The sequence below is a fragment of the Bacteroides sp. B1-V-101 genome (assembly GCF_023656585.1).
Lineage (GTDB): Bacteria > Bacteroidota > Bacteroidia > Bacteroidales > Bacteroidaceae > Bacteroides > Bacteroides thetaiotaomicron.
The window spans coordinates 42,890-60,906 of sequence record NZ_JAMOKH010000011.1 but is presented as its reverse complement, the minus strand read 5'-3'; the positions used below and the strand labels follow the sequence as shown (position 1 = coordinate 60,906).

The following is an 18,017-nucleotide window of genomic DNA, read 5'->3' as shown; positions in this document are numbered from 1 at the left end:
AGATGCTTCGCCTATTTCAACTAAAAATTAATATCCGTGCTGTTATGTTGCAACGCCTATTTATATTTTTACTTATTTTCCTTATTCTACCAGACATTTATCTGTATCTCAGATTTATCGTTCATCTGACGGCAAAACGCTGGCTGAGAATCCTCTACTGGCTGCCCGCTTTCCTGCTATCCTCAGGATTACTTTATCTGGTTTACTTCTCCAATAACGCCTTTGCCGAACGCCATACACAGGCTATTGGATGGTTTTCCATCTTTTTCTTCCTGTTTACGGCTCCTAAACTATTGCTGTCTCTCTGCACGATTATCGGGGTACCTTTCCACAAATGGCTACGGTGGCCCCGAACTCCCTTTATCTGTACCGGGCTGACATTAGCCGTGATTTCTATCGTAATGATCATCTACGGGTCTTTTATCGGACGCACGCAGTTTGACGTCAAAGAGGTAACTTATTCCTCGCCCAAGCTTCCATCGGCTTTCGATGGATACCGTATTGTCCAGTTATCAGATATTCACATCGGAAGTTGGCAGGGAAATACTTCCGCTATTCAGAAGTTAGTAAAACTGGTGAATGAGCAACAGGCCGATCTTATTGTCTTTACCGGAGATCTGGTTAATCATCGTGCAGTCGAACTAAATGATTTTCAAGATATACTGTCCGGACTGAAAGCCAAAGATGGAGTCTACTCCATTTTAGGGAATCATGATTACGGTCCTTATTTCCGCTGGAAAAGCAAAGATGAGCAAGATGATAATCTGAACGATCTTCTGCAAAGACAAGCCGCTATGGGCTGGAAGTTATTGAATAATTCTCATACGATTCTGATTCAGGGCAGCGACAGTATCGCCCTTATTGGAGTTGAAAACGAAGGAGAACCTCCTTTCTCCCAATATGCTGATCTCCCCGAAGCGATGCGGGGAACCGAAGGAATGTTCCAGATACTTTTAAGCCATAACCCTACCCACTGGAGACGGGAAGTACTCCCACAAACAGACATCGATTTAATGCTGGCAGGGCATACCCACGCCATGCAGTTAAAATTCGGTAATCATTCTCCTTCCTCTTACATCTATCCCGAATGGAGCGGGATGTATCTGGAAGGAACACGTGGTTTGTACGTAAATGAAGGCATCGGCTATGTCGGACTTCCTTTTCGCTTCGGTGCATGGCCGGAAATAACGGTGCTTACCCTACGACGGTAAGCACGCTTTTTCCATTGATCTTCTTATGTACCTGCACCTGAACTGAAATACGTTCACTCATTTCTTGTACATGGGAAATGACTCCGATTTTCCGTCCCTGCATCTGTAGCTGCTCCAAAGCTTCCATGGCTGTTCTCAGGCTGTCAGCATCCAACGAACCGAATCCTTCGTCGATAAACAAAGATTCTACTTTCAGATTATTGCTCGAAAGCGAAGATAAGCCCAATGCAAGTGCCAGTGAAATCAAGAAAGATTCACCTCCCGAAAGCGAATATACCGTACGTATCTCGTCACACATATCGCAATCAATCACCTGAAGCGCCAGTGTATCGGGAACTTGCTGTAACTTATACCGTTTGGAAAGATAAGCCAGATGTTTGTTGGCATGAAGCAATAACAGATTTAAAGTATAACTTTGGGCTATGACTTTAAATTTAGCACCGTCGGCACTACCAATCAATTTATTCAATTTAGCCCAACGTACGGCAACTGCCTGTTTTTCGGTAAGTTCTTTGGTTATCTGCTCAAAGATTGTTTTATTCTTTGCCTGCTGCAACAGACATGCCTCCGCAGTCGATAACGTACGTTCCGTATTAAGATTATCTTCCTGCTGTTTCGCTATAGCCTGAGGAAGCTGTTCCGGAAATTCAATACCTTTCTGTTGCTCCCGAAGTTCTTCAATGACAACGGACAGTTGTTTCATTTCTCCTTGCAGGCCGGAAAGACGATTTTGTACTCCTTCCACTTGTTTACGAGCCCTTTCCAACGCCTCATTCAATTCTTTTTCTCTTCGGGCAACAGCAGCCTCAGCTTCGTCCGCACTCTTCCCTTTTAATAACAAAGAACGTTCCTGTCGGAGTGCATCCAACGCTTTAGCGATCACTTCGAATCTTTGTTGCTCATCAACAGCTGCTTTCTGTAAAATAGCCGACTGTTCTTTAGCGGCTGATACCTTTTGCGCAGCCAAACGACACTGTGAGACATTCTCACGCAGAGCATCACAGTGTGTCCGCAATTTCTTTATTTTCTCATCGTTCTGCTGCCATTCCGCATACAGATGCTGATAAGCTGAAATACGTTCCGCCAACTCATTTAACCGATTCTGTATATGTTCTTCCTCTCCAGCCGGCAATCCTTCTTGTTGTAAAACGGACAACTGTTCTTTTATCTGTACCCCAGTTGCCCTTTGATGGGTTAAATCTCGTTGCAGGACAATGCTGCGATTATTTATCTGCTGATAAGCAGACACTGCGGTATTATATTCCTGTTCCATATTCCGGTAAAGAGTATCCACTACCTCTTGTTCCCGATGATAAGGATGTGTCGTACTTCCACAAACCGGACAGGCCTCCCCTTCCTGCAACTGCTGACGCAATGCTTTCACATCCTTTCCTACCGCCATACGGGCATTTTCATAAAGCCGCTGCAAAGCTTTAACTACAGCATCCTGCTCTGCCAACTGCTGTGTACAAGCAGTCACTTCCTTTTCCAGTTTCTCTATATCCTGCTTCGACTTCGATTGTTCTTCAGTCAATTTCTTTATATTCTGCAAGCGCGTCAGTTCTTTTTGAATTTTACCCTGCTCATCTACCAAAGAAGGATAACCAAAAGAGTTTAACCGGCCAAGGCGTTCTTCATTCACCTTTGTCCATGTTTCCAATGTATCCTTTTCCTCATTAAGGATGACTTCAATCTGTTCCAGCTGCAGTGACTCCACATCCGTACGATTCAACAGACGACTCAAAGAATGATAGGAAATCCGTAACTGCTCTACTGCAGATGCAGATTTCTTATCCTGATCCGCCACCTGCTGACGGGCAGCCTGCAAAATTTGTTGCGACTGTATATACCCCGCCTGCTGCGACTGTATTTGTACATCCAGCTGACGTGCCTTTTTCAGATCCGGCTGTATCGCTTCCCACTGCGCTTTAAAATGAATCAGTCCTTCTTCCTGAACAACCAAAGCATCCTGTAGATTCTTTTGTTTATTCAGTTCCTCCTGCTCTTCCTGCTGCTTTTTCATCCAAAGAGCTTCCTGAATTTTCAATGAACGAACCACATTCAATTGCGCATTCAGTTCTGCCAGCAATTTAATCCCTGCCGCACGTTTCTCAACCAACTGTTCTTTCTCATTTTGCAAGGTTAAAAGTTCTTCCTCCGGCAACAACTCAATCACACTCATCTTACTTTGAATCATTGCCACCTCTTCTTGTGCAGCCTTATTCCGGGCAAAAATCTCCTGGGAGATGCGGGAATAAACTCCTGTTCCCGTCAATTTCTCCAGTAGTTCCGCTTTCGCTGCCCCTCTGGATTTCAAAAAAGTTGCAAAGTCGTTTTGTGCCAGCAATACGGTACGGGTAAATTGCTCATACGTCAAACCGACCAACTCTACCAACTGTGCCAGCAATTCTTTCTTCGTTCCCTGAAATTCTTTTTCCGTATCCAAATCTTTCACTTCCAACACTTGAGGCTGTAAAGAACCACTCGCCTTATTCCTTGTCCGCCTGACCGACCACCGGGAACGATATCGATGTCCGTCCACTCCTTGAAAATCGACCTCCGCATATCCGTCACTCGTCCCCCGACGAAGCAGATTTCTCACATCTGACTGATTGATCTGGTTATCTCCCACATCTGCCAGATTGATACTCTCCACCGAAGCCGCAAAACGGGGAGCCTTATCATATAATGCCAGACACAGAGCATCCAACAAAGTCGACTTTCCCGCTCCTGTAGCACCGGAAATTGCAAATATACCAGCCGAAGATAACGGTTCCACCGTAAAATCTATTTCAACACTGCCTTCTATCGAAGTCAGATTCTTCAATCTTATTGCTATAATTTTCATTCTCCTTCCTCCTCTTCTTTACGAGTTGCGGAAATATATGCTTCCTGGAATAAATCAGTCAGGTCGGCAGGCATTTCCGTCTGATAAACCTTTTCGAATGCAGATTGAGCAATCTGCAACGGAGACATTTCCTGCAATCCCTTTTTCCAGCCATCAGCCTCCTTTTCCACTCTTTCTTCCTGACGATAAGCAGAAACGATACGTGCCAGACGATATTTCTTACCAGCCAATGCCTCTTCTATTTCCTGACGAAGCATAGGTTCCGGTTCTTCAAGCAAAACCTTGACTTCCAGATAAGGAGCTTCTCCATCCACCTCCGGTAAATCTCTTAATATTTCTATTATTTTTTCCGGTGAAGCAGCCTCTCCACCCGGCACACTGATAAGAGGTATGGATTGTGGACACTCTATCCTTCTGATATCAACCGCACAGCCTTCATCTAAAGTCACCATCACCACTCCGTGATGATAATGCTTCTCGGCAAAAGACATAGGAATCGGACTTCCGGCATATCTTACATTCTCCCTGCCGGATACCCGCTGTGCTTTATGGATATGTCCCAAAGCCGTATACGCTATCTTTTCCGAAAAAGTATCGGGTGATACACATTCCAAACCACCAATCACTGTCCGTTCGCTATAATCCTTCTCGGCAATCTCTGATCCGGTAGCCTGTAAATGACCGACAGCAAGAATAGCCTGATTCGTTTCCCGGCGTGCCCACAATCTTTGCAAAAGTCGCGCATAAAGTTCTCGAACTCCTTCCATATATGGATTTCCTTCTGTCTCCACTACCGGATAATCTCCCTGCCGCAAAAAAGGAACAGCCATACAAAGTACTTCTGCTTCCCCTTCTCTATTCTTCAATTCTATTGTCAAATGATCATAGTCAATCTCTCCGCCCTCCAATTTGCGCACTACCCCTCTGACTTCCGTCCGCATCGCCTGCAACAAAGGCAGAGGAGCTTCCAAACGCGCCGCAGAGTCATGATTACCGGCAACAATCACAATTTGCAGTTTCGGATTCTCCGCAGTCACCCGATAAATAAACTCATAATATATGCGCTGAGACGCAGCAGAAGGATTGGAAACATCAAACACGTCTCCGGCTATAACCAATGCATCAATCTCGTTTTGTCGGATTTCTTCGGCCAGCCAATCAAGAAAAGCCTTATGTTCTTCCGCGCGGTCGTAACCAAAAAATGTCTGTCCTAAATGCCAATCGGCAGTATGTAGTATACGTATCATATCATTATCTGTCTATAACAGAAGACAAAAATAACATAATCGCAAAGATTATGTTGTATCCTACTGCTTTTTTTACCAATAATCATGTATCTTTGCATATATATAAAAATAAACTCCCCATGAAGATACTATATTATATTTATCAAATTTGTATTGCTTTACCTATCCTATTGGTATTGACTATTCTTACAGCGATTGTCACCATTGTAGGCTCTTTACTAGGAGGAGCTCATTTCTGGGGATACTATCCGGGCAAAATATGGTCACAACTCATCTGTCTTTTTCTGTTGATTCCTGTAAAGATTCACGGTCGTGAAAAATTACACGGGAAGACCTCTTATATCTTTGTGCCGAATCATCAGGGGTCCTTCGATATTTTTCTTATTTATGGATTCATCGGAAGAAATTTCAAGTGGATGATGAAGAAAAGCCTGCGTAAGATACCATTTGTAGGAAAAGCATGTGAAAGTGCAGGACACATTTTTGTAGACCGGTCCGGTCCCAAAAAAGTACTGGAGACCATTCGGCAAGCAAAAGATTCGCTGAAAGACGGGGTATCCTTAGTCGTTTTTCCCGAAGGGGCACGTACTTTCACCGGACACATGGGATATTTCAAAAAAGGGGCGTTTCAATTGGCAGATGACTTGCAGCTGGCAGTTGTTCCCGTCACAATCGACGGTTCTTTTGAAATCCTGCCACGTACAGGCAAATGGATACATCGCCATCGCATGATTCTGACCATTCATGACCCTATTCCTCCTAAAGGAAAAGGTATGGAAAACATAAAAGCTACTATGGCAGAGGCTTATGCTGCTGTTGAGAGTGCACTTCCTGAAAAGCATAAAGGAATGGTCACAAACGAAGACCAGGATCGATAAAAACGAAATGCGGGGATACTCACGCACCCCCGCATACCTAACCAGTCTTTATGCATTAATCTATTAAATCAAAAAGTCTATATATTATGTAGAAATCTTATTGTCTGGTTAGACATCATTTGCAATTCCTGGAATGTCAAAGCAAATCCTCTCCTTATTTCTTCTTCTAATCGTTCTAAAGAGAAGTACTCTGCTTTTATTCCATTGATTTTGCCTCTAAAATAATTATTGTATTGTTCATGCAATGTATCTGGAGTAACTAAACCTCCAAAACCATATTCCCCCACTACAATAACCGGTTTTCGTTGTAATACCCCTTCATAGGCCATACCCCTTGCGCCAATGATAAGCCCAGCCTCATTTACAGCTTCACTTATCTCCTCGTCAGAAAAGATATATCTCACCTGATACTCTTGTATTGTATCTAATAGAATACTTACTCTCAATTTTGCACGGGGACAATCAATCCCGACTGCAATAGAAGAATTATATTCTATAGATTGCTGTTTGTCACCTTCCCAAGTGCCAATAGCAACTGTATGATGACTATTCATTATATAAAAGTTAAGGTCTAGTTCCTTATTTATTCTATTACTAGTTCTCCGTATACGTATCCGCCTTCGGCTACTTTAAATTCTAGTTTATAAACGCCCGGAGCCCATCCTTCTATAGAGAAAGAAGTTGTTTGTCCAGGAGCCGTTACCTGACAGACTTCCTGTACTTGTCCATCTACTAGTATTTTCACTTCGCCCAAAGGAGCTGTAAAAATGATTTCTACAATATTATCATCTGTAGAAACAGACGCATTAATAGGTATTACAGGAATAGAACGATGAGTAGTAGTTGGGACTTCTCCCTTTAACACAACAGGCAATTTTCTCTCTACCCGATCCGTACTCTCAATAGCAATCATATTTCCTGCAATAAATAATGCAGCTAAAAAAGATAAAATAAAACGTACTTTCATAACTATATTGCTTTTTTGTTTCGCCAAAAGTACGGTATGTATTCGAAAAAACAAAAAAATCGACCCGGACAAATTACAAGAGAAAACAATCAAATAACTATCTATTAATCAAAACATTAAGAAGATATCATTTAACATTTACCCGGACAATCCATTTTTTATTTCTCAGAATTCTTTCAAAAAAGTGTCTAAATCATCTTGTGGAGAAACACCTAATCGACCTTTTAACCGACCTTTTGCCCTAGTTACAGAATCAGAAGTAGTATGAAAAATGCAACTCAACTCTTCATGAGTCAAACCGAATTTAAGAAAACAGCAAATCTCAAGATCATGTTTTGTTAAGGTTGGAGCTCTTTCCAACAGCCTAGTAACATAATTCCAATACATCAGATCAAATAGACTGAATAGTTTTTGCCTCTCTTCATTTGATAGTTTACCTCTTAATGTACCTTCTTTTATAGCTAATAAAAGCCGAAAAGCATGGATAAATGAGCTAGAAGATGTTCCAACATTTAATTCACCTCCCAATTCTTTCAAATGTTCCGACAATGTTTTATTCTGCATTGTTAATAGTATAATCTTCCCATTAAGTTCTCCTACTTTTGTGCGGTTTTCTTCTAACATCAAATTCTCCTTTAATACTTGATCTTTTGATATTTGAATATCTTCAATTTCCTGTTGATATCGTTCTATCTCTTCTTCATTCTCTCGAATCTGCGATTCAATCTCAGCTATTTTCTTTTTATTATTCCGGTTTTTATAATAATAATAGCACATACAAGCAACAACAATCAAGAAAGCAATCATCCCCCATAACATAAAATTCGTATATCGTACCTTCATATGTAAATTGTCATTCTGTAGTTTTTCATTCTCATATTTCTTCTGTAGACTTGCTATTAATTCTCGAGAATTAAGTTCTTCCATAGCATTAGTTATGGAATCGGCTAATTCATGGTAGACTATTGCCTCCTCAAAATTATCAATATCTTTTTCTAGAAAATACAAACAATCAAATGCACTAATTTGCGTATATGCCTTAGAAGATTTAGCACTCATCTTTAAATATTTTCTAGCATTTTCGGTCTGTCCCATTTGCATATACAAATATCCCAAAGACAAGCATTCCATATATTTTTTCTCTTCATCAGTTTCTTTTTCATAAGCAGCTAAAAAATAACGTTCTGCTTCCGATAATTCTTGCATAGAACGATATAAAATACCCAATTCATGCAAAATTGAAATTTCAGACAAATTCTTTTTTACGGCTATTTCCAAAGCATTATTGTAATAATAAGAACAGCTATCCCATTGAGATTTAAACAAATAAACTCTAGCAATATTTTGACTAACACTAATAATCCCAAGAGAATCCTTCAGCCGTATATGGGTATCCAATGCTTCTCGAAAATTGGATAAAGCATCATCAAATAGCTCCTGCTTTCGGTTAATCATGCCTATTTCTTCAAGAATCAATGCCAACATTTTATGATCCTTAGTTCTCTCATAAACATCTTTTGCCGCAAGAAAAGATTTCAAGGCTTCTTCCTCCTTATCCAATTCAAGCATAACTCTTCCATGATAAAATAGAGCCTTTGCATACATTATTGGGGAGGTCTGAGTTATTGTATAGTAATTCAGAGCTAATGCAATCAACGAATCCGAACTAAACTTCATATAGTTCTTATCCATTGCCTGCGTCATCAGAAGAGCATAAGTCGCTTGTGACTCACCCCACAATTTTTCAGGATCATGAATACCTTTTAATAGGTTTAGAGCACTATCCGGACATAGATCCATACACTTTTCCACTTTTGAAAAAGTCATGTTGAGAGCGTCCGTATCTCTATGACAGGAAACTGCCAAAAAAGAAAGAATAAAGAAAAAAGCAATACGAATAGAAAAGGACGTTTTCATCTTATCTTGAGTTTTATGCAAAAATACGCAAAAAACTCAAGATTTATTTCTTCGAACCTACATTTTGTTGCATCCGTTGATGCTCTTCTATCAATTGCATGTTCTCTTTGGCCTTCGTCAAGAACTCTCGCACCATCTTATTACTCTTAAAAGAATAGGGAGCATCCTTTATTATATCATCTATTTGTGGAGTCATAATAGGATATGGCAAAGAGCTGCAAAGCATTATAAATACATTAGGTCCTAATACATTTTCATAATTATCCGAGATGAAAGTCTTGACATATTGATTCATCGCTTTCATCAGTGAATCTCCTTCTGCAAGTAACTGTTCATGAACTTCTTCCAGATCAGCGCCATCCATCACCATACGGGTTTCTTTTCTTTCCAGTTCACCGATGCTTTCTTCCATTGCATTCTTCTTTGCAATAAAGTCATACAATGCTGTGTTCAAAGGAGTTCCAACCGCTTTAAGGTCGGTATTGCTAATGGTAATAACGATCTTGCCACTTTCCAACACAACCGGCATGACACTTTCGTCATCCATATAAAGTGTTGTCATTTGTACAGAATCGATTTTCCCTTTCATTGAAAATGATCCATGCACTACTTCAGCCGAGTCCAGTTTTGTCCATTCTCCATCCCTCAAAGTCTTCAGATATAACATTTTTCCATCCAGACCATTTACTGAAGATGTTCCTTCTATCTTATACTTATGAGTACACGAAGCTAGAAAGGGAAGCAAAAGCACAAAAGGCAAAATCTTATTCACGTTCATTGTTTCATTAAATTCTGGGTACAAAGGTACAACTGATTCGGACTTAAAAGAAACATTTTATCAATATTTAAAACTTGTAAGACTCTTTTCTTTAATAATCCTTATAAACAGAGGTGGGAGATCATTTTTTTCATTTAGTTTATCTAAATTTGCAGTCATGAAAGCAACAACTTATGCACCTTTTGCCAAACCGCTTTATGTCATGGTAAAGCCCGTGGGAGCCGTATGCAACCTCGCATGCGAATACTGCTATTATTTGGAAAAGGCGAATCTATACAAAGAAAACCCGAAACATGTAATGAGCGATGAGCTACTGGAAAAGTTTATCGACGAGTATATCAACTCTCAAACCATGCCTCAAGTGCTTTTTACCTGGCACGGTGGAGAAACGCTGATGCGTCCGCTTTCTTTTTATAAAAAGGCGATGGAGCTGCAAAAGAAATACGCCCGCGGACGTACGATTGACAATTGTATCCAGACGAATGGAACCTTGCTTACAGACGAATGGTGCGAGTTCTTCCGTGAAAACAACTGGCTGGTAGGGGTTTCCATTGATGGCCCGCAAGAGTTTCATGACGAATATCGCAAAAATAAGATGGGCAAACCTTCTTTCGTCAAAGTGATGCAAGGGATCAATCTCCTGAAAAAACATGGAGTAGAATGGAACGCTATGGCTGTTGTGAACGATTTCAATGCCGAATATCCATTAGACTTTTATAATTTCTTCAAAGAAATAGATTGCCATTATATTCAGTTCGCTCCGATTGTTGAACGCATTGTTTCACATCAGGACGGTCGTCATCTTGCCTCTCTGGCAGAAGGTAAAGAAGGGGCATTGGCTGATTTTTCCGTAAGTCCGGAACAATGGGGTAACTTTCTCTGTACAATTTTTGATGAATGGGTAAAAGAAGATGTGGGCAAATTCTTCATACAGATATTCGATTCCACATTGGCTAACTGGATGGGCGAGCAACCGGGCGTATGTACAATGGCGAAGCATTGCGGACATGCCGGCGTTATGGAATTCAACGGAGACGTATACTCTTGTGACCACTTCGTATTCCCGGAATATAAATTGGGAAATATCTATAGCCAGACTTTGGTGGAAATGATGCATAGTGAACGACAGCATAACTTCGGAACAATGAAATACCAATCACTCCCAACCCAATGCAAGGAGTGCGACTTTCTATTTGCCTGCAACGGAGAATGTCCAAAGAACCGCTTCAGTCGGACAGCGGACGGCGAACCCGGTCTGAACTATCTGTGCAAAGGATATTACCAATACTTTCAGCATGTAGCTCCCTATATGGATTTCATGAAAAAAGAATTAATGAATCAACAGGCTCCTGCCAACATCATGAAAGCACTAAAAGACGGAAGTTTAAAAATAGAATATTAACATCATAATTTATAATTGTTATCATAAAGTAATGAACAGACTAAGACTTTATTTATTAGCGCTGACAGCGCTGCTGGTATGTACCGTAAAAGCGGACGAAGGTATGTGGTTATTGCAACTAATGCAACAGCAACATTCCATAGATATGATGAAGAAACAAGGATTAAAACTGGAAGCCCAGGATTTATATAATCCCAATGGTGTCTCTTTGAAAGATGCAGTCGGTATATTCGGAGGAGGATGTACAGGAGAAATCATTTCACCGGAAGGCTTGATCCTGACTAACCATCACTGCGGTTATTCTTCTATCCAGCAACACAGTAGTGTAGAACACGATTATCTGACAGATGGCTTTTGGGCTACATCCAGAGATCAGGAACTTCCTACTCCGGGACTAAAGTTCACCTTCATCGAACGTATCGAAGATATAACAGATATTGTGAATGCTAAAATCGCCGCCAAAGAGATTACAGAATCCCAGTCATTCACCGGTGCTTTCCTTGAAGGACTGGCTAAAGAACTCTATGAAAAAAGTGACCTGAAAGATAAGAAAGGAATTGTACCGCAAGCCCTTCCTTTCTACGCAGGAAACAAATTCTACCTGTTCTACAAGAAAATATATCCGGATGTACGTATGGTTGCCGCTCCTCCTTCTTCAGTAGGTAAATTCGGTGGCGAAACAGACAACTGGATGTGGCCCCGTCATACCGGTGACTTCTCCATGTTCCGTATCTATGCAGATGCCAACGGAGAGCCGGCTGAATACAGCGCAAGCAATACTCCGCTGAAAACGAAGAAACATCTGTCAATCTCCATCAAAGGTTTAAAAGAAGGAGACTATGCAATGATCATGGGATTCCCCGGAAGAACCAGCCGTTATCTGACTGTGTCAGAAGTAAAAGAACGCATGGAGTCAACCAATGAACCGCGTATCCGCATTCGTGGTGCACGCCTGGCTGTTTTGAAAGAAGTGATGAACGCCAGCGATAAAATCCGTATTCAGTATGCAAACAAATATGCAGGCTCCAGTAACTACTGGAAAAACTCGATCGGAATGAACAAAGCGATCATTGACAATGACGTATTGGGCACTAAAGCAGAACAGGAAGCTAAATTTGCTGAATATGCAAAGGCACAAAACAATACCGAATATGCCAATGTTGTGAAAAAGATCGATGATCTGGTAGCACAAACAGCTCCTCTCAATTATCAACTGACTTGCCTGACTGAAGTTTTCTTCGGAGCTATCGAATTTGGTAACTCAATGTTAACTAAAACACGGGAAGCTTTGGTTGATAAAAACGACTCTCTGATCAAAGTTCGTCTGGAAGGTCTGAAAGAAAACTTCAAAAGCATCCATAACAAAGACTATGATCATGAAGTAGACCGCAAAGTAGCTAAAGCACTGCTTCCTCTCTATGCAGAAATGATTCCGGCAAACCAACGCCCTGCTATCTATAAAGTGATCGAGCAAAAATATAAAGGAGATTACAACAAGTTCGTAGACGATATGTACGATAAGTCTATTTTTGCCAATCAGGCTAACTTTGATAAATTCCTCAAAAAGCCGACAGTAAAAGCTATTGATGAGGATCTGGCTTTGCAATATGCCCAATCCAAATACGATCAATACGACAATCTCCTTGATCAGCTAAAAGAGCTAGACAAAGAACTTGATCTGCTCCACAAAACTTACATCCGCGGTTTAGGTGAAATGAAATTGCCTGTTCCTTCATATCCGGACGCAAACTTCACCATTCGCCTGACCTATGGTAACGTAAAACCATATGATCCGAAAGATGGTGTACACTATAACTATTACACAACAACAAAAGGTATTCTTGAAAAAGAAAATCCGGAAGACCGCGAATTTGTGGTACCGGCCAAGTTGAAAGAACTTATAGAAAAGAAAGACTACGGTCGTTATGCATTACCTAACGGTGATATGCCTGTCTGCTTCCTGTCAACCAATGACATTACCGGTGGTAACTCCGGTAGTCCAGTATTGAACGAAAACGGAGAATTGATCGGCTGTGCATTCGATGGTAACTGGGAATCTCTGAGTGGTGATATTAACTTTGATAACAACTTGCAACGTTGTATCAACCTTGATATCCGCTACGTCCTGTTTATCCTTGAGAAATTAGGAAACTGCGGCCATCTGATTAATGAAATGACTATCGTAGAATAAATGAGAAAACAAATTATATTTGCTATTTTTTCACTGGCAACTCTTAGCATCCACGCCGATGAAGGTATGTGGATGCTAACTGACCTGAAAGCACAAAATGCAGTTGCCATGCGGGAACTCGGTCTGGAGATTCCTGTTGAAGAGGTATATAATGCCAATAGCATCTCTCTGAAAGATGCTGTTGTACACTTCGGTGGCGGATGTACCGGAGAAGTCATTTCTTCTGAAGGACTGGTACTCACCAATCATCATTGTGGTTACGGAGCTATCCAACAACATAGTAATGTAGAGCATGATTACCTGACAGAAGGATTCTGGGCCATGAACCGTGATGCAGAACTTCCCACACCGGGATTGACCGTCACTTTTATCGACCGTATCCTTGATGTAACCAGTTACGTAAACGATCAGTTGAAAAAAGATGAAGATCCGAATGGTACTAATTATTTGTCGCCAAGTTACCTGAGCAAAGTGGCAGAACGCTTCGCTAAAGATGAAAATATAGAAGTCACCCCTGCAACCAAACTTGAACTTAAAGCTTTTTACGGAGGAAATAAATATTATATGTTTGTAAAGACCGTATACAGCGATATTCGCATGGTAGGTGCTCCCCCCTCTTCTATTGGTAAATTCGGAGCCGACACAGACAACTGGATGTGGCCCCGCCATACCGGAGATTTTTCCCTCTTCCGCATCTATGCTGATAAAAACGGCAAACCTGCCGCATATTCTAGAGACAATGTTCCTTTGCAGGTCAAAAAACATTTGAAAATCAGCATTGCCGGAGTACAGGAAGGTGACTTCACCTTTGTTATGGGATTCCCGGGACGTAACTGGCGATATATGATTTCCGATGAAGTGGAAGAGCGTATGCAGACTACCAACTTTATGCGTCAACATGTACGCGGTGCCCGTCAGAAAGTTCTGATGGAGCAGATGCTGAAAGATCCTGCCGTACGAATCCATTATGCAAGTAAGTATGCATCTTCAGCCAATTACTGGAAAAATGCAATTGGTATGAACGAAGGATTAGTACGTCTCAAAGTACTGGATACCAAGCGTAAACAACAAGAAGAACTCTTGGCCCGTGGCCGCGAAAAAGGTGATGATTCTTATCAGAAGGCATTTGATGAAATACGTTCTATCGTTGCTCATCGACGGGATGCACTCTATCACCAGCAAGCCCTTAACGAAGCACTTGTCACAGCACTTGACTTTATGCGCCTCCCTTCTACAACAGAAATGGTCACTGCCCTTAAGTCAAAAAACAAAGAACAAATAAAAACAGCTACCGAAAATCTGAAACAAGCCGGTGAAAAATACTTTGCCTCCGTTCCCTTCCCGGAAGTAGAGCGAATGGTTGCCAAAACCATGCTGCAAACTTATGCCAGCTACATTCCGGAGGAACAACGAATCAATATTTTCGAGATCATAAACTCACGTTTCAAAGGAAATATAGATTCATTTGTAGATGCTTGTTTTGAATATTCGATTTTTGGTAATCCCAAGAACTTTGAAAAGTTTATCAAAAAACCAAGCTTATATAAGATAGGTCATGACTGGATGGTACTTTTCAAATACTCCATCACAGATGGAATATTGAAAACTGCCATTGCCATGAAAGAGGCTAATCAGAACTACGACGCTGCTCATAAGGTATGGGTAAAAGGAATGATGGACATGAGACAGGAAAAAGGAATGCCTATCTATCCGGACGCCAATTCAACCTTACGACTGACTTACGGACAGGTACTTTCTTACGAACCTGCCGACGGAGTAGTTTATGACGCTCATACTACACTCAAAGGAGTTATGGAGAAGGAAGATCCAGGAAACTGGGAATTTGTAGTTCCGCAGAAGTTGAAGGAACTATATAAAGCCAGAGACTATGGACGCTATGGTAAAGACGGTGAAATGCCTGTCTGCTTTATTGTTAATACTGATAATACAGGAGGAAACTCCGGCAGTCCGGTATTCAATAGCAAAGGACAACTAGTGGGCACAGCTTTCGACCGCAACTATGAAGGGCTGACCGGAGACATCGCTTTCCGCCCCTCCTCACAACGTGCCGCCTGTGTAGATATCCGCTATACCTTATTTATTATCGATAAATATGCAGGAGCCTCCCACATTATTGATGAACTGAGTATTGAATAAATAGATAATGAAAAATGGATAATGGAAAATCTCTATGCAGAATGGCATCATCAATTCTCCATTATCCATTATCCATTTTCCATTATCCATTAAATAAACTCTTCTACCATATACATCTCATCTATCATTTCATTCATTGTTTCCTGCAAATTCAGCACAGCTTCTTCAGGAGACTCTCCGTAAGCATTACATTGCATATTCACAGTCAACCAGGCATAATATCCGCCGTCTGACGCCCGCTCAAGTACATAATCTGTTTTATTCAGTTTCATATCGGTAAATAATTAGTAAATGTTGGTATTGAAGTAATTGCTGATTGTGATGCAGCCAGTTTTTCCAGTTCCAGAATAATACGTCGTTCACCGCTACGTACCCAACGAACGAAAGTACGATTAGGAGAATACGTTCCGGCAAAACGGAGTAAAGGCTTCAAATCAAAAGAATCACTGATAATTCCGGCTCCTGCCCTCATTGCATCATGGGCATTACAATCCTGCTCAATATGTGCCGGAACCATCAATACAGGTTTTCCCAGATACATTGCTTCACAGATAGATTCGAACCCGGCAGTGGTAGCATAAGCGCGACAACCGGCCATCCCATTAAGAAACTTCACATCATCTATCTGATAGAAACTTAGTGTTTCGTCAATCCGGGTCACCTCCTCTGCATCTGCTTTGTCCCAGAAAAACCTCAAAGGAACTTCCGGATATATCGTATGAAATTCCTCCACACTATCTGCAAAACCGGAATTTACCATATATCCATGAATATAATTTCCTTCTTCCGGTTGAATAGCAGTTACTTCCTGCCGAATTAAAGGAGGAACTACCACCACTTGTTGTCCCCTGTCCGGTTCCATATCATTGAAAGATAAAGCAAGTTTCTTCGAAGATCTAACAGCTGTCATCTTGGTGAAGAAACGCAGCATCCGCAATTCAAAAGAGTTTTTATCCGGAAATTCAAAATTCTGATGTAAAAACAAGTATTGGTGTCCGACGCAGACATATGGAACGGAGGGACGAAAGAGTGCGTAGGTAAGTCCCGTCAGAAGCTCGTAGAAGTTGATCACTACTTCCGCCCCCGTCTCCTTAATCCGCTGATTAATATAGCACATACTGCGAAAATATTCCGGAATACGCAGTAAATTGTAAGTAAAGCTTTTCTTTAGATTCGCCCGTTTATTATCTGCCGCAGGCAAGAAATTAGGGCTGATAAAACGTTTGACCGGTGCTTGTATATTCCGGTTAAAAAAACCGGGCAAGATACGTGATGAACTCTCACCGACTAATACTTCCACTACTTCATGTCCATTACGCAACAACATTTCTTCAAGGGTAATAGCTTGTGTCAAGTGTCCCCTACCCTCACCTTGTACAATAAATAAAAATTTCATGAGGCTATCATTATTAGTTTATTTCTTATTTATTTGTTTTTCGTTATGCAAAGTTCCCTTTTCCAGATTACAATAAGATGACTCTACAATTACTATTTTATGAACAAAAACAGCTTTTTCCTGTTATATTAGTAAAATAGAAATTATATTTGCAGTCTTCAAAGACTGATATTTAAATTTAAGAAAGGAAAGATTATGGAAAAGTTTGAAGATTTAATACAGTCACCGGTACCCGTTTTAGTTGATTTCTTTGCAGAATGGTGTGGACCATGCAAAGCGATGAAACCGGTTTTAGAAGAATTGAAAACAATGGTAGGAGATAAAGCCCGTATTGTGAAGATAGATGTTGACCAACATGAAGATTTGGCTACTAAATATCGCATACAGGCGGTGCCGACTTTTATTTTATTCAAAAATGGAGAAGCCGTATGGAGACATTCCGGAGTTATCCATAGCAGTGAATTAAAAGGAATCATCGAACAAAATTACGCATAAAAAGAAAACAGCGAATGAAGAAAGTATTAGCAATGGTAGCATTTGTCATGCTAAGCGTTATCGTATACGCCTTCAATGACAAACCGGATACCAATCAAGGTAAAAAAGAGATAACAGGTAACGGTGAAGTCGTCGTAATGGACAAAGAAATGTTTCTGAAAGACGTCTTCGATTATGAGAAATCAAAAGAGTGGAAATACAAAGGTGACAAACCCGCCATCATTGACTTATATGCAGACTGGTGCGGGCCTTGTCGCCAGACAGCTCCAATCATGAAAGAATTGGCAAAGGAATATGCAGGGAAAATAACAATCTACAAAGTCAATGTAGACAAGCAGAAAGAACTTGCTGCCTTGTTCAACGCAACAAGCATTCCATTGTTTGTATTCATTCCTATGAAAGGAGACCCGCAACTTTTCCGTGGAGCGGCTGATAAAGCAACTTACAAGAAAGCTATCGATGAATTTCTGCTGAAATAAAGAGCCCCCATTATAGTGACACTATCCGGTCAGGATAATGACATTATAATA

General features: G+C 40.9%; 15 protein-coding genes. 7 read left to right on the top strand and 8 right to left on the bottom strand.

Translation table 11 applies throughout. The annotated features are described in order from the left end of the window. Positions 1 to 44: 44 nt before the first annotated feature. Positions 45 to 1,211 carry a metallophosphoesterase gene (locus NBH01_RS10565; protein WP_143920100.1) on the top strand — a complete coding sequence of 389 codons (1,167 nt, stop codon included), beginning with the start codon at positions 45 to 47 and terminating at the stop codon, positions 1,209 to 1,211. Here NBH01_RS10565 and NBH01_RS10560 read toward each other — a convergent pair. Further along, positions 1,195 to 4,059: an AAA family ATPase gene (locus tag NBH01_RS10560; RefSeq protein WP_055299568.1), complete on the bottom strand. Its 2,865-nt coding sequence runs from the start codon at positions 4,057 to 4,059 to the stop codon at positions 1,195 to 1,197. The two genes, NBH01_RS10565 and NBH01_RS10560, sit on opposite strands and share 17 nt — an antisense overlap. Further along, positions 4,056 to 5,306 carry an exonuclease SbcCD subunit D gene (locus NBH01_RS10555; RefSeq protein ID WP_016267949.1) on the bottom strand — a complete coding sequence of 417 codons (1,251 nt, stop codon included), beginning with the start codon at positions 5,304 to 5,306 and terminating at the stop codon, positions 4,056 to 4,058. Before NBH01_RS10555 ends, NBH01_RS10560 begins: the two co-directional genes overlap by 4 nt. Positions 5,307 to 5,425: 119 nt before the next feature. On the opposite strand from NBH01_RS10555, the gene NBH01_RS10550 reads away from it, so the two are divergent. Beyond that, positions 5,426 to 6,184 carry a lysophospholipid acyltransferase family protein gene (locus NBH01_RS10550; protein WP_055217550.1) on the top strand — a complete coding sequence of 253 codons (759 nt, stop codon included), beginning with the start codon at positions 5,426 to 5,428 and terminating at the stop codon, positions 6,182 to 6,184. A 77-nt stretch (positions 6,185 to 6,261) separates the two neighbouring features. Here NBH01_RS10550 and NBH01_RS10545 read toward each other — a convergent pair whose 3' ends face one another. The 4 genes from NBH01_RS10545 to NBH01_RS10530 form a co-directional block, all read right to left on the bottom strand. Next, positions 6,262 to 6,738, bottom strand: a complete 477-nt coding sequence (locus tag NBH01_RS10545) for a polysaccharide deacetylase (RefSeq protein WP_055217347.1) — start codon at positions 6,736 to 6,738, stop codon at positions 6,262 to 6,264. Between the two features lie 29 nt (positions 6,739 to 6,767). Next, complete coding sequence (locus NBH01_RS10540; RefSeq protein ID WP_055217346.1) at positions 6,768 to 7,151, bottom strand: DUF3244 domain-containing protein; 384 nt, start codon at positions 7,149 to 7,151, stop codon at positions 6,768 to 6,770. Between the two features lie 165 nt (positions 7,152 to 7,316). Beyond that, positions 7,317 to 9,068: a tetratricopeptide repeat protein gene (locus NBH01_RS10535; RefSeq protein WP_055217345.1), complete on the bottom strand. Its 1,752-nt coding sequence runs from the start codon at positions 9,066 to 9,068 to the stop codon at positions 7,317 to 7,319. 43 nt (positions 9,069 to 9,111) lie between these two features. Continuing rightward, entirely contained in the window at positions 9,112 to 9,846 is a 735-nt protein-coding gene (locus NBH01_RS10530) for a DUF4369 domain-containing protein (protein WP_008766210.1), read from the bottom strand. 157 nt (positions 9,847 to 10,003) lie between these two features. On the opposite strand from NBH01_RS10530, the gene NBH01_RS10525 reads away from it, so the two are divergent. Genes NBH01_RS10525 through NBH01_RS10515 form a run of 3 tightly spaced genes read left to right on the top strand, consistent with a single transcriptional unit; the run spans position 10,004 to position 15,596 of the window. Then, positions 10,004 to 11,248 (top strand): anaerobic sulfatase-maturation protein, encoded by a 1,245-nt coding sequence (locus tag NBH01_RS10525; protein ID WP_008766211.1) that lies wholly within the window; start codon positions 10,004 to 10,006, stop codon positions 11,246 to 11,248. Between the two features lie 31 nt (positions 11,249 to 11,279). Then, positions 11,280 to 13,439, top strand: a complete 2,160-nt coding sequence (locus NBH01_RS10520; RefSeq protein WP_250700085.1) for a S46 family peptidase — start codon at positions 11,280 to 11,282, stop codon at positions 13,437 to 13,439. Then, complete coding sequence (locus tag NBH01_RS10515) at positions 13,440 to 15,596, top strand: S46 family peptidase (protein ID WP_008766213.1); 2,157 nt, start codon at positions 13,440 to 13,442, stop codon at positions 15,594 to 15,596. Between the two features lie 89 nt (positions 15,597 to 15,685). On the opposite strand, the gene NBH01_RS10510 is transcribed toward NBH01_RS10515, so the two are convergent. Beyond that, positions 15,686 to 15,868, bottom strand: coding sequence for a type II toxin-antitoxin system HicB family antitoxin (locus NBH01_RS10510; RefSeq protein ID WP_008760535.1), 183 nt, complete (start codon positions 15,866 to 15,868; stop codon positions 15,686 to 15,688). Beyond that, complete coding sequence (locus tag NBH01_RS10505) at positions 15,865 to 16,992, bottom strand: glycosyltransferase family protein (protein WP_008766215.1); 1,128 nt, start codon at positions 16,990 to 16,992, stop codon at positions 15,865 to 15,867. Before NBH01_RS10505 ends, NBH01_RS10510 begins: the two co-directional genes overlap by 4 nt. A gap of 195 nt (positions 16,993 to 17,187) precedes the next feature. On the opposite strand from NBH01_RS10505, the gene trxA reads away from it, so the two are divergent. Next, the gene (trxA, locus tag NBH01_RS10500; protein WP_055217342.1) at positions 17,188 to 17,487 is read left to right on the top strand and encodes a thioredoxin; all 300 of its coding nucleotides are present in this window, start codon (positions 17,188 to 17,190) and stop codon (positions 17,485 to 17,487) included. Positions 17,488 to 17,501: 14 nt separating this feature from the next. Further along, a complete protein-coding gene (locus tag NBH01_RS10495) occupies positions 17,502 to 17,966 on the top strand; it encodes a thioredoxin family protein (protein ID WP_225693935.1) in 465 nt (154 codons plus the stop codon). The last annotated feature ends 51 nt before the right edge of the window (positions 17,967 to 18,017 follow it).